General features: G+C 38.7%; 13 protein-coding genes, 1 pseudogene and 1 riboswitch. Of the genes and pseudogenes, 9 read left to right on the top strand and 5 right to left on the bottom strand.

The window, feature by feature from the left end; translation table 11 throughout:
* The first annotated feature begins 141 nt into the window (after positions 1–141).
* The 5 genes and pseudogenes from arsD to BW721_RS00395 all read left to right on the top strand — a co-directional run bounded on the left by arsD (position 142) and on the right by BW721_RS00395 (position 5,039).
* A complete protein-coding gene (gene arsD / locus BW721_RS00375) occupies positions 142–510 on the top strand; it encodes an arsenite efflux transporter metallochaperone ArsD (RefSeq protein WP_198031372.1) in 369 nt (122 codons plus the stop codon).
* Positions 511–529: 19 nt separating this feature from the next.
* A pseudogene (locus BW721_RS00380) lies at positions 530–736 on the top strand (ArsA-related P-loop ATPase); the annotation flags it as partial.
* Between the two features lie 35 nt (positions 737–771).
* Positions 772–1,179, top strand: coding sequence for a class I SAM-dependent methyltransferase (locus BW721_RS00385; protein WP_232222950.1), 408 nt, complete (start codon positions 772–774; stop codon positions 1,177–1,179).
* 298 nt (positions 1,180–1,477) lie between these two features.
* A complete protein-coding gene (locus tag BW721_RS00390) occupies positions 1,478–2,545 on the top strand; it encodes an IS30 family transposase (RefSeq protein ID WP_076765119.1) in 1,068 nt (355 codons plus the stop codon).
* A gap of 395 nt (positions 2,546–2,940) precedes the next feature.
* Positions 2,941–3,049: riboswitch (NiCo riboswitch) on the top strand.
* A 130-nt stretch (positions 3,050–3,179) separates the two neighbouring features.
* The gene (locus BW721_RS00395) at positions 3,180–5,039 is read left to right on the top strand and encodes a heavy metal translocating P-type ATPase (RefSeq protein ID WP_076765121.1); all 1,860 of its coding nucleotides are present in this window, start codon (positions 3,180–3,182) and stop codon (positions 5,037–5,039) included.
* Between the two features lie 294 nt (positions 5,040–5,333).
* On the opposite strand, the gene BW721_RS11710 is transcribed toward BW721_RS00395, so the two are convergent.
* The 3 genes from BW721_RS11710 to BW721_RS00405 are packed head-to-tail and all read right to left on the bottom strand — an operon-like array spanning position 5,334 to position 7,099.
* The gene (locus BW721_RS11710) at positions 5,334–5,510 is read right to left on the bottom strand and encodes a hypothetical protein (protein ID WP_156892163.1); all 177 of its coding nucleotides are present in this window, start codon (positions 5,508–5,510) and stop codon (positions 5,334–5,336) included.
* Between the two features lie 16 nt (positions 5,511–5,526).
* On the bottom strand, positions 5,527–5,781 hold the full coding sequence (locus tag BW721_RS00400; protein WP_076765123.1) for a hypothetical protein: 255 nt from the start codon (positions 5,779–5,781) through the stop codon (positions 5,527–5,529).
* A 22-nt stretch (positions 5,782–5,803) separates the two neighbouring features.
* Complete coding sequence (locus BW721_RS00405; protein WP_076765125.1) at positions 5,804–7,099, bottom strand: Y-family DNA polymerase; 1,296 nt, start codon at positions 7,097–7,099, stop codon at positions 5,804–5,806.
* 544 nt (positions 7,100–7,643) lie between these two features.
* Here BW721_RS00405 and BW721_RS00410 point away from each other — a divergent pair.
* Together BW721_RS00410 and BW721_RS00415 are read left to right on the top strand one after the other, a co-directional pair.
* On the top strand, positions 7,644–9,422 hold the full coding sequence (locus tag BW721_RS00410) for an IS1182 family transposase (protein WP_076765127.1): 1,779 nt from the start codon (positions 7,644–7,646) through the stop codon (positions 9,420–9,422).
* Between the two features lie 43 nt (positions 9,423–9,465).
* A complete protein-coding gene (locus tag BW721_RS00415) occupies positions 9,466–10,182 on the top strand; it encodes a GntR family transcriptional regulator (RefSeq protein ID WP_076765129.1) in 717 nt (238 codons plus the stop codon).
* Positions 10,183–10,225: 43 nt separating this feature from the next.
* Here BW721_RS00415 and BW721_RS00420 read toward each other — a convergent pair whose 3' ends face one another.
* On the bottom strand, positions 10,226–10,729 hold the full coding sequence (locus tag BW721_RS00420) for a hypothetical protein (protein ID WP_076765131.1): 504 nt from the start codon (positions 10,727–10,729) through the stop codon (positions 10,226–10,228).
* Positions 10,730–10,745: 16 nt separating this feature from the next.
* Positions 10,746–11,381 carry a DsbA family oxidoreductase gene (locus BW721_RS00425; protein WP_076765133.1) on the bottom strand — a complete coding sequence of 212 codons (636 nt, stop codon included), beginning with the start codon at positions 11,379–11,381 and terminating at the stop codon, positions 10,746–10,748.
* A 112-nt stretch (positions 11,382–11,493) separates the two neighbouring features.
* On the opposite strand from BW721_RS00425, the gene BW721_RS00430 reads away from it, so the two are divergent.
* The gene (locus tag BW721_RS00430; protein ID WP_076765136.1) at positions 11,494–11,706 is read left to right on the top strand and encodes an ROK family protein; all 213 of its coding nucleotides are present in this window, start codon (positions 11,494–11,496) and stop codon (positions 11,704–11,706) included.
* Positions 11,707–11,725: 19 nt separating this feature from the next.
* Entirely contained in the window at positions 11,726–12,448 is a 723-nt protein-coding gene (locus BW721_RS00435; protein ID WP_076765138.1) for a class I SAM-dependent DNA methyltransferase, read from the top strand.
* Positions 12,449–12,459 lie beyond the last annotated feature (11 nt).

Raw genomic sequence — 12,459 nt, forward strand, 5'->3', positions numbered from 1 at the left:
TCCAGGTCAAGTGTACTTAAAAAGATTCCTCCAAGCTTTCATATAGTTTTACTATTCAATGTATTGACACAAGATAGATAAACTTCTATACATAGATGACTTTCTATGTATAGAAGTAGATAGTAAAAAGGAGATAATATGATGAATAAACTGGAATTATTTGAGCTGGCCATGTGTTGTAACACCGGGGTGTGCGGGCCTTCCGTGAATGAAGACTTATTGATGATGACGTCCGCTATTCAAGCCCTGAATACAGTTGAAGGCTACGAGGCAATTCGGTACAACCTGTCGAGCAGCCCGCAAGAATTTGTTAATAATGCAACCGTGACAACCATTTTGCAAGAAGAATTGGCCGATGCGTTGCCGATCACATTGGTGAATGGGGAAGTAAAGAAAAAAGGCGCTTATCCTACTTTAGATGAGATTTCGACATTCATGGGAATCCAATTCATCATGGCAGGATCAGCTGACGGTAGCTGTTGCGGCGGAGCTGGCTCCGACTGCTGTTAAAAGGAAGGAACGATGATAGATGGAAAATTATTCACCAATAGCAAGTGACTTAACAAAATACTTATTCTATACGGGAAAGGGCGGGGTTGGAAAGACTTCAACCGCCTGCGCGACAGCGGTCGCACTGGCTGACAGTGGCAAGCGCGTGATGCTGGTCAGTACAGACCCTGCCAGTAACTTACAAGATGTGTTTGGACGGGAACTGACCAATAAAGGAACGGCAATCGTAATGGGACTGGACGCAGATCACGAAGTATTGAGATTGGCTCAAAAAAAGCCCAAAAGAGTAAAGTAGCTGTTTCCTTCCAGCAGGGACTATCTTCCCACCTGCCTTTCGATGCTGATGGATTTGACCATGTCTTTTCCAGTCTACTCTTTCACCACTTAACGTTGGAAATGAAACATAAAATGCTACAAGAAGCTATTCGGGTGTTGGTCCCAGGCGGAAGCTTGCATATTCTTGACTTCGATAAGCCACAAAGTTTTTGGATGCGATTGGCCTTCTATCCTGTTCAAGTATTGGATGGATTTGAAAAGACAAGGGATCATGTCAAAGGAATTCTGTTAAAAACACTTCGAGAAGAGGGGTTTGAAAATATTCGTGAGACAGATCAGTTTAATACAATAGTAGGTACTCTCCGTGTGTACTCTGCCAATAAACCTTACTAATACCCTTTTTATAGGTCATTTTTCCTGGTATCAAAGTTGGAGAAAAAGGAGAGGCAGGCGGTGTTTCTTTCGATGGATAGACTAATCGACCTTTTGGTTTTTGAATCTAGGTTAATTTACGGTGGAATCGAGATTTAAGCGGATAATCCATTACAAAATAAAGGTGACAGAATAACAAAATCTAGAAAAAAATTCATGGGTAAATTGTAAAATGAAATGCATAAGGAAATAAACGAAAAAATCATGTAGATACGATATACTTATAAGCGACCAAACCAAAAGTATAAGGGGTATCTACATGACTAATAATAATTGTATCATAGAAAACCGCACCTTCACACACCTTACTGATATTCAACGGGGAAAGCTGGAACAGATGGCTAAAATCGGTACCTATAAACAAGCGGAGATGGCGCGTGAATTAGGAGTCAGCCAATCGACTGTTTCTCGTGAGTTGAAACGCGGCAGAACGCGCCAACTTGACTATCAACACAATTATTACGAGCAGTATATTGCCGCCTCAGGCGCTCGGGTTTACAAAGAAAATCGTGAGAACTCGCATGCGCGGAATCATCATAAATATTCTGCAGCTTTCCTTGCTGCCTTACCTGAAAATCTAGCACCCATGAAGGGGTTACGGATTCATAGTGTGGATACTTTTGTACACTCTTACAGAAAATCGCACCCTGACGAACACGTACCATGCACGAAAACAGTTTACGCCTTGATCAATGCTGCCGTACTCCCAATCCGTAATATCGATTTACCTATGAAGACCCGGATGCGGCCACGCAAGAAAAACGTTTCGGAACCGAAAGGTCATAACGCTAAGCACTTAGGTCGCAGTATCGAAGAACGCGATCCAGAAATACTCTCTAGAGAAGATTTTGGGCATTGGGAAGTCGATTTAGTATTAGGCAAGAAAATAAAAAATGAGCCTGTCATCATCACTATGGTTGAACGGAAAACCCGCTACTGTCTAACGAAGAAAGTTTGGGGAAAAGGTGCCATAGTGGTTCAAAAAGGTGTTCTTGATTTGATGAGAAAACAGGGACTGGAACAGTTTAAGACCCTAACAACTGATAACGGATCTGAGTTTTCAAGTCTGTCGCTTATCGAAGGCATTACTGAAGATGTTCAGGTTTTCTTTACTCATGCGTATGCTTCTTGGGAGAAAGGAACGAACGAGAGGCACAACCGCATGCTCCGAGAATTTATCCCAAAGGGAGTCACTCTGCGTCCATTGTCTTATGCACATTTACTGGCAGTAACTAATACGATCAACGACAGACCGAGAAAAATAATGGGCTATGCAACACCTGCAGAACGCCTGCAGGAAGAGTTAGCTAAGTTACAAGCAGCTTAAGGTATTTTGTTGGTTTTATAGGATAAGAGAACAGCTTAGCTGAGTCAAGAGCCGCTTCGCTCCTTCTCTTGACTCAGCCAACCTATTCTCTTGGGTCAGAACCACCAACAACTCACCTGAAAAATGGTAAGGGACGAAATACACACTGCCAACAAAGGCTTCAAACCATTGGTAATACTGGATTATTGAGTAATTCGCTGTCTATAAAGGTTTTTAAAATTTTTTATGCATTTGATATTGCAATTAAGCAAAAAAATTCATGCAAATATAAATGGAAAAACGATTTGAAATTCAAAAAAAAATTTGTTATAATAGTCACATGAGAATCAATGAAGCATATTAAAACTAAATAATGAAAGCTTTGGAATATAACAGATTTTGTTTGTTGGTTATATTCATTGTGATCTGAACAGGCGGTGGACATATAAAAGGTCCATGCAGCCGGGCTGCAATTTTTGCGGCAGCAGAGTATGTAAATAATAATGGCATACCTGTGGGACAGTTAATTCTGTTCTATAGGTGTGCCCTTTTTTATATATATATTTCTAAATAAAGGGGAGTGAAAAGATGAGATGAAATGGATTTGTAATAATTGGTAAGCAAAAAAACAAAAAATAAGAAAGAGGTTTTAGAAATGGTTGAGTATCTAACAAAAAGTAGGCAAGGACAATTTTTAGTTGTCGGTGTTTTATTTACAATCTTAGGGTTTATCTTTATCCCACTAAATGATGCATACAGTTCCATACTATTTTATATTTCAATTTTCTTTTTAGGCTTCTATGCGGCAAAACATGCTGTTGTTGAAACGATTAAAGATCGCTCACCAAATGTCGACCTATTAATGGTTTTGGCAGCAGTTGGTGCAGTAATCATTGATTTTGAGTCTGAAGGAGCGGCGTTGCTATTGATTTTTGCTGCTGCAGAAGTTTTGGAAGATTATGCAACGAAAAAATCCACCAGCGCGATTTCAGAATTAATGGCGCAAGTACCCGACACAGCCCAAGTGCTAAAAGAAAATGGGGATGTAGTGGTTACCCCTACGAAAGAGTTAGTTATTGGGGACATTGTCGTGGTATCAAAAGGTGATCAAATCCCTATTGATGGCTTGATCGACCGAAATGCAATCGTGAATGAAGCGGCTTTAACGGGTGAGTCTGTCCCAGTAGAAAAAGAGTTAAAGGAGGAAGTTTTTGCCGGAACGATTAATGAAGGAAATGTTTTTCATATAGAAGTAAACAAGACACTGAATCAAACCATGTTTTCCAATATTATCCGGATGGTTGAAGAAGCACAAAACAAACCTTCTCGAATCGCAAAGTTTATAGACCGTATTGAAAGTAAGTACGTGATTGGCGTTTTAATTATCGTACCTATTTTCATCTTCTTTCTATATTATTTCCTAAGCCTACCATTAGAAGAAGCATTTTATCGTGGAATGGTACTTTTAACAGTGGCTAGTCCATGTGCATTGGTGGCATCAGCTACACCGGCTACGTTAAGCGCGATAAGTAATGGAGCCAAAAACGGTATCTTATTTAAAGGTGGAGCCGCAATGGAAGCGTTAAGTACAATGAATATTTTGTATACAGATAAGACCGGAACATTGACGTATGGCGACTTCCAAGTGGTCGATTATCATTTGGACCAAGAGCTGTTAAAAGAAGTCATTTATATGGAGCAACAATCCAGTCACCCAATCGGAAGAGCAATTGTTTCTGCCTTTAAAGAGATTAACTTAGCACAAGTGAATCAAGCGGAATCGATTGAAGAAATTGCTGGTTCGGGAATTAAAAAAGGGGCAATCCTAGTTGGAAAACCGGATGCATTTAAGCAATATGATAAATTTGATCAGTTTGAAAAGCTACTGGAAAAAGGCGATACGACCATATTTGTAGCGAAGGGAAATGAAGTCGTCGGTTACTTCTCACTCCGGGATCGAATTCGTCCGCAGTCAGCGAGTACGGTTGCGGATTTCCAAAAAGAGGGCATCAAGGTTTATCTTTTAACGGGAGATAACGAAAAGGTTGCGGCACAGGTTGCAAAGGAAGTAAAGGTAGATGACTATATTTCTTCCATGTTACCGGAAGATAAAATAGATTTTGTCTTAAAAAGCCAAGGAAAAGAAGACGTTGTTGGGATGATTGGCGATGGGATCAATGATGCGCCCGCGCTAGCGAATGCAGATATCGGAATTGCGATGGGAAGTGGCTCGTCAGTCGCAATGGAATCCTCTGATGTCGTTGTAGTGAAGAATGATTTGTCTAAATTGTTTTATAGCTATCAGCTAAGCAAGAAATTAAATAAAATCATTATTCAAAATGTCATTTTCTCCATCGCTGTTATTGTCAGCTTGATTACTTTAAATATGTTCGGCGTTCTGGGACTTCCTTTAGCAGTACTATTCCATGAGGGCTCCACAATCCTCGTCATCTTAAACGGCTTGCGGTTGTTAGGGTCCGAAAAAACAAAAGCGGAATTAAGTGGTGCTTGTTAGACTGCATCATGATATTAGCTGAAAGGGTGAGCGGATATCTCCAGCTTTTAAATTTGTATCTGTAGGGAATGAAGCTTTCCCTTGGCGAAAGCCTAAATCGTCAAAAAAGCTGATAATTTCTGAACAGAAATTATCAGCTTTATCTATTTTAAATACATGCTAAAAATCGTTTATTCAAACTTGATTGTCATCAATTATTAAAAACTTTGATTTGTCAATTTAAGTTAGACGGATCGAAGTCTTCTATATTGCAGAAAATACTTAAAACATGCTCAAATGATGGTTTCAAATACTCTATAGACAGTAACTGCAAAAATATAAGTACTTGCGCTTCAAGTCGAACCAGTTAATGTCTTCAACGGCGGCATCGATAGGCGCACGAGCAAGATCTTGAAAAAACTCATTATAACGATTCTCGTATCGTTCAGTAGGCAAATCTTTATAATCAATCAACTCATCTAAAGTTATCATATGTAGCATCCTTTCTTTACTTGCATATTCGCTTCATAGATTCTATTTCTAACATGATTCTAGTTTTCCCTAGCACCGAATATTTTTTCACGACAAATTGTTTTCTACTATTATATTCTCCAAATACAACAATGCGCATTCCTTCCTCAATATCTGCCATGAAGCTAAGGCTGTTTTTAGCTATTAAGCAGTTGGTATCATCTAATCTAAAATATACGAGAGGGTAGTCTAGCATTTTAATTTTCGTTACAACACCATTCAGCATACCCATGATTATACACTCCATTCGTATTCTACTTTATACCATCCATTCCCCCGGCGTGGCCACCGACTAAACTACTTCGGTCAATGGCTGTTGCACCTTCCAAAAGGCTGCTAGCGTGAACCAATGCTCTAAATCCGTATTTGTCTCTAATTTTGTCAACCAAGTAATCCAAACGTTCGTTAGCGATTTGTTGGTCAGGATCTTCAAATAAATCCAGTTGAATATCGCTCGTATAAGAAAGTTTTGAATAGGAAATACCGATATTTCGGACAGCTTGTCCTTCATAATGCTTATCGAACAGCAACAAGCAATACTGTACCAGTTTCTTTGAGTTAGAAGTGATGGGAATCTTCATTTGCCTTGAAAATCCACGCTGTTCTTCATATCTCGAATAACCTACATAGAGGCTTACGCAGCCGGTCTTGGAGTGATGCTTACGAATCCGCGCTGCTACTTGCTCTGCAATCTCACGGATAACAATTTTAATCTCGTGAGTATACACGTAATCTCGAGGTAGCACTTGGGAGTTACCATAACTCTTTTCTAATGGTTTGTATCTCACACGAATATCACTACGATCAATCCCCCAAGCATTGGCATAGAGTTGCTGCCCAATAACTCCGAGCGATTGTTTGAGTTTATAGTAATCGTAATGCGCTAAGTCATACACCGAACGAATGCCCATGGCGTTTAAAGTCTGTTCTGTTCGGCTTCCGATTCCCCACATATCAGTAAGTTCTTTAATTTTCCAAACGGTATTGGGTACATCCTCGTATCGCCATTCTGCTACAAAATTCTTATTATGCTTCGCTTCATTATCCAAAGCTAGTTTAGCAAGCAGCAAGTTATCTCCTATACCAATCGTCACATATAAACCTGTTCTGCGATAAACATGCCACTGAATCATTCTGGCCAAGTCAAAAGCTGATTCCTTTTTAAATAGTTTTAGACTGGATCGAACAGATAAAAAAGATTCATCGATACTGTAAATATGCAGGTCCTCATCGCTCACGTATTTTCGGTAGATATTGTTGATTTCAGTATTCTTCTCGATATAATAATTCATTCGTGGCGGTACGATAATTAAATCAGGGTGGGGCGGTATTTCATACTTACGTGAGACGTTACTAATTCCCAATACTTTTTTTGCCATAGGAGAAGCTGCTAAAACTAAACCTCCAGCATTTACCGCATTACTCATGACGACTAACATTGCTTTCAAAGGATCCAATCCACGCTCTATGCATTCAACAGAAGCATAAAAAGATTTTACATCTATACAAAGAATATCTTCACTTCTTTCCAATGAATAATCGAAAGACATTTCAATCACTCCTTTACAAACATTGTAGCGAACGTGTGTTTGTTTTGTAAAGGGGAACAAAATATAAAAATGATAAAATCTCTCACTTAATCGAAAGTCAGAAATATTGTGACGTTGTGAAGATATTGAGAACCTAAGTTCCAGATACATTTAGACCAGTTAATCGATAAAAATCAAGTTCCTTGCTACATAGCGAAAGTTCGTTCAAATTTAAACCAAATAAGAATGAGATTGTTCTTCTCAGGTATGATGGCTACAAACTCAATCATGGGTGGTATTCTTCAATTGATCGATATGGTAATTATCGGAGCAATCTGGTATCCATTCTTGAAAGTACAAGACATCGCTAACCTAAAATTAGCAGCAGAAGAAGCTTAATTTTTATAATAGAAGAAGGGACTGGGAAAAAACTCAGTCCCTGAATAAAGAAAATCCCCAACTCTTTCTAAATTGAAGGAGTTGGGGATTTTATTGTTTTAAAAGACATAGTGAGCCAAATACCTTATAATTTAAGTACGACCAAAAACCAAAGGAGTGACTCACCATGTATCAAAATTATAACACAATGGAGACGGCCTTAGCACTACAATTGGATTTTACAATCCCGAGTGATCACGAAGCACGCCTCATCAGCCGTTTCGTCGATTCGATTCCTTCGGAATTTCTCCTGGAAGAGACGTCTCATACAGGTCGCCCTGCCTTTCATCCCGCGATGCTTTTGAAGATGTGCTTATTTGCCTATAGCCGCACCACATTTTCCGGACGCAAAATGGAACGCATGAATGAAGAATCGATTCCCATGAAGTGGTTGACAGGCGACACTTCTGTTAGCTACAAGACAATCAACAATTTCCGTTCAAGCGAGCATGCATCAAAGCTTATTAAGTATGCCTTCATTCTTTTCACAACACTCTTGAGTGACAACGGCTTGATTCACGAAGATGCGTTATATATCGACGGTACGAAGATACAAGCCGATGCAAATATTTATAGTTTTACTTGGAAGAAAGCAATCGAACGCTATGAAGCAAAACTCAATGATAACGTTTCGAAATTGTATGATGAACTCGTCCAAGCAAAAGTAAACCTCGCTTTATCGGAAGAGACATTGAAAACAGCAGAAGGTATTAAAGAAATAATCGGTTCTCTCGACAAGGAACTTGTGGCCGTCGAAGCTGCGATTACAGAAGAAAAAGTGGTTCCTAAAGGTGGTTCGGAACAGAAGCGACGTCGTCGCATCCTCAAAAAATACCGGAATAAATGTAAAAAAGATTTCTTACCGCGTAAGCAACGCTATGAAGAAGCAAACGCCACATTTGAAGACCGAAACAGTTTCTCTAAAACAGATACGGACGCAACGTTCATGTGCATGAAAGAAGATCCGATGAAGAACCGTGAGTTGAAACCGGGCTATAATCTTCAGGTCGCATCGAGCAATCAGTTTGTCATCGCCTATGATATTTTTTCAAATCCGACGGATACACGCACGTTTATCCCTTTTTTGGAATCCATTCAAACGTTGGATTTATTCACGTATATCGCTGCAGATGCCGGTTATGGCAGCGAAGAAAATTACGAGGCGGTTCTGGATACCTTTGGTAAGGTTCCGCTCATCCCATACGGCATGTATCATAAAGAAAACACTAAAGCCTATCGCTCTAATCCTAAACACCGCTATAACTGGGATTATGACGAGATCGAGGATGCCTATACAGATTTAGACGGTGTACGCTTTAGTTTCTCGCATTACAGTACGCGAAATGATAAGAATGGTTTTCAAAGACAATTTAAAGTATACAAGGCTGATGTGGAACAACAGGACGAGTCGCGCAATCAATTAGCCAAGACACCGAAAGGTGCCCAGCGCCAGACAGCGGTCAACTATAACTGGGAATACTTCAAGCAGCATGTAAAAGAAAGCCTTGAGAGCGATCGTGGAAAAGAAATCTACGCACAACGAAAAATCGACGTAGAAACTGTTTTTGGTCGTATGAAAGGTGTATTTGGCATGCGCAGAACTCATGTCAGAGGCAAGCAAGCCGTTCATAATGACATCGGGATCATGCTTATGAGCATGAATCTTACAAAACTAGCCCTTGAGGCTAGAAGAAAAGCGGAAGCTTTTTACAAAAATCCAGTGAAAAATAAAAATCGCAATGAAACAATCAGAATTATGATTATTTCATTACGCTTTTTTTATTTAAGGCTAGTTATTTCCCAGTCCCTTCTTCTATATATAGTGAAAACGAGTCAATTGACCAGTTTTTTTAAGACGTTGTCTAATAAAGGTTATCATTCAGGACGTATTTTAGCTATAATATAGGTATTAATAGAAGATAGTAGGCAGGAAAGTAGTTGAAGAGAAGATGAGCAAGAAGTATGAAGATATAGCAGAAGAATTACGTCGACGTATTGATCAAGGTATCTATCAAGAAGGACAAATGCTGCCGCAACAAATTGCACTGGCAGAAGAATTCGATGTCAGTCGAATGACATTGAAGAAAGCAATGGATATTTTAGCAATGGAAGGCTTGTTATTTCGCAAACGCGGGGTAGGTACATTCGTACACAAAAGTACATTATGGAATACATCAAGTTATAAGGCGAAAGAGTATCGGGGATTAACTGTACAATTGCCAGATAAGAAGGTAGAAAGTGAAATCATTTCATTTGATATCCAGTTTCCGTCTGAAGAGCTGCAAAAGATTCTTCTCTTAGACAGCAACGAAGCAGTTTATCACCTTGTTCGACTTAGAATTGTTGATAAAAAACCTTATATTCTAGAAGATACCTATTATGTTGTTGACATTGTCAAAAACTTAACAGAAGAAATTATTTACGAATCCATCTATGAATATATTCGTTCGGACCTTGAGTTAAAAGTTGGCGGTGCTTATCGTAAAATTAGTGCTGATACACCAAGTGATGTTGACATTAAACACCTGGATGCATCTGAAAATACACCAGTGTTAGAAGTAGAACAAGTTGTTTACTTGGCTAACGGCACACCATTTGAGTATTCGAAATCAAGAAGCCGGTTTGATATGCGTAGCTATACCATTACAGATATTATTCCTCATTAAAAAGATCGTCCCATTTATCATGTTGATGGATGGGACGATCTTTTTAATGATAAGAGATAAAAATATCGAGATTAAAGGCTTCTTCTTTTTCAAGAACGATTTTCTCTTCGATTGAATAAGTCTTATATGGACCACCGCTAACGAAAACGTAAGTGGTGAGCATATGCTTATCGGTATATCGTTTCATGTCTTGAATAATAGAAGAAGGAAGATTACCAAGAGTGATACCCTCTATAGTAATCACACCAGATTGCTGGAGGTTAATATCGACTGTCATGGTGCTCATTTCTGCATACTTATAAAGAGCGCGTTGCCGATTCGTTAAGTCTTGATCGCTGAGACCTTTATAAACGATTTGGAAAGGATCTTCATCAATGATTTTTCGCGCAATTCTTTCAATAATTTGATGGTCTGTTTGACAATCAGTAGCCTTCACCATGATATCATAGACAGGGGCACTTGATTCTGTTTCTTCTATTGTATGTTCTTCTGTTTGAGACGTCGATGTTTCTTTCTTCTGACGTTTAAATAAATCAAATAAACCCATAATCATTCAACTCCTATTACTGTTCTGCCCAAGCAGTTTCTAATGTTTTAGCAAACAGCTCTTGAGGCTGTGCACCGGAAATAGCATAGCGGTTATTAAAGATGAAGAGTGGCACACCTTGGATGCCAATTTGACGAGCTTGTTCAATGTCACCTTTAACATTATCACTGTATGCAGTTGATTGGAGAATGGATAAACTATCTTCTTTAGAAATACCAACTTCTTCTGCTAATTTCACGAGTGTATCATGGTCGCTAATTACTTCTCCCTCAGTAAAATAAGCTTTTTTAAAGCGTTCCATATAGGACGAGCCTTTATCGATTGACTTAGCGTATTGGTATAGTCGGTGAGCATCAAAGGTATTGGCATTTTTAGCGATGTCAAAACGGAAAGTCAAATCGACCTCTTTAGCAGCTGTTGTGAGGTGTTCTATCATTTGCTTGATTTGTTCTTGTGGCAAACCCTTTGTTTCAGAAAGGCTTTCAGTCATTGTTTTATCTTCTTCGTAGTAAGCATGGGGGTCTAACTGATAACTCTTAAATTCAACTTCAATTTGATCATGATGCTCAAACGCTTGGATAGCACGTTTTAATTTTTCATTTCCGATATAACAAAATGGACATACAAAATCTGTCCAAACTTGAATTCTCATATAATCACTCCTTTATTTTTATAGTATAACACGGATCAATCTTATGAAGGCGTTCAATGCTTTCTAAGTACATAACTATCAAGAAGAAAAAGGCATAGCAAGAGCGATTCAAATGCTTGCAGTTGCATTTAATCCAGATAAGGTTATTATTGGAGGAGGCATTTCAAGTCGTGATGACTTGATTACGGATGTATCAGATATGGTACAAGCATATTTAGAACGTACAAATGCGACTGATTTAGATGTTGAAGTCGTTGCTTGCCAGTATCATAATGATGCTAACTCAGTAGGTGCAGTTGCATCTTTCCTAGACCAAAAAAAATAATAACGAAGGAGTCGATAGGATGACTAGCTTTGATGATATAGCCGAAGATTATGATGATGATATTTACCCTTTAAATACAAATGAATTTATCCAGCCAACATTGAAAGCCTTGATGAAATTAGCTAAAGGAAAAGATATCCTTGAGTTTGGTATAGGAACAGGGCGTATTGCTATTCCATTAGCTAAGAAAGGCTATCAATTATCAGGCATTGATTATTCAAAAGAAATGCTAGCTGTTCTAAACCGTAAAAAAGGGTCAATCGATATGCTGACCTATCATGGTGATATGACGCTAACACGGTTAGATAAATCATTTGACTTAGTCTATCTTATCTTCAATGGCATCACCTATTTACTCACTTTGGATGAGCAACTTGAGTGTTTTTACAATGCGTCTCGTCATTTGAAATCAGGCGGTCGTTTTGTTGTAGAGACTTTTATACCAAAAGTCGATCAAATTGTTAAAGACAATGTGGCCACATATGCCTTGGAAGAAGGGTATATTGGCTTCGATAAATACAATCTCATTAATCAAAACATGACATCTTATCAATACAGTATTTCTGAAGACGGGAAGAGTGAAAGTTATCAAACAACCCATCGCTATATTTGGCCGTCAGAGCTAGCGTTAATGGGTAAATTGGCTGGTTTTAAACTTATCCATCAATGGCAAGACTGGGAAGGCAATGACTTAGAACCAGGCAGTGATGATTGCATTATGGTTTTTGAAAAATATAAATAAAAGAATGGCAG

The sequence above is a fragment of the Jeotgalibaca sp. PTS2502 genome (assembly GCF_001975685.1).
Lineage (GTDB): Bacteria > Bacillota > Bacilli > Lactobacillales > Aerococcaceae > Jeotgalibaca > Jeotgalibaca arthritidis.

Bases quoted from the DNA above. Each gene is read 5' to 3' on its own strand.
- arsD (WP_198031372.1), top strand. From the start codon at position 142: ATGAATAAACTGGAATTATTTGAGCTGGCCATGTGTTGTAACACCGGG.
- BW721_RS00390 (WP_076765119.1), top strand. From the start codon at position 1,478: ATGACTAATAATAATTGTATCATAGAAAACCGCACCTTCACACACCTT.
- BW721_RS00395 (WP_076765121.1), top strand. From the start codon at position 3,180: ATGGTTGAGTATCTAACAAAAAGTAGGCAAGGACAATTTTTAGTTGTC.
- BW721_RS11710 (WP_156892163.1), bottom strand. From the start codon at position 5,510: ATGATAACTTTAGATGAGTTGATTGATTATAAAGATTTGCCTACTGAA.
- BW721_RS00400 (WP_076765123.1), bottom strand. From the start codon at position 5,781: ATGGGTATGCTGAATGGTGTTGTAACGAAAATTAAAATGCTAGACTAC.
- BW721_RS00405 (WP_076765125.1), bottom strand. From the start codon at position 7,099: ATGTCTTTCGATTATTCATTGGAAAGAAGTGAAGATATTCTTTGTATA.
- BW721_RS00410 (WP_076765127.1), top strand. From the start codon at position 7,644: ATGTATCAAAATTATAACACAATGGAGACGGCCTTAGCACTACAATTG.
- BW721_RS00415 (WP_076765129.1), top strand. From the start codon at position 9,466: ATGAGCAAGAAGTATGAAGATATAGCAGAAGAATTACGTCGACGTATT.
- BW721_RS00420 (WP_076765131.1), bottom strand. From the start codon at position 10,729: ATGGGTTTATTTGATTTATTTAAACGTCAGAAGAAAGAAACATCGACG.
- BW721_RS00425 (WP_076765133.1), bottom strand. From the start codon at position 11,381: ATGAGAATTCAAGTTTGGACAGATTTTGTATGTCCATTTTGTTATATC.
- BW721_RS00430 (WP_076765136.1), top strand. From the start codon at position 11,494: ATGCTTGCAGTTGCATTTAATCCAGATAAGGTTATTATTGGAGGAGGC.
- BW721_RS00435 (WP_076765138.1), top strand. From the start codon at position 11,726: ATGACTAGCTTTGATGATATAGCCGAAGATTATGATGATGATATTTAC.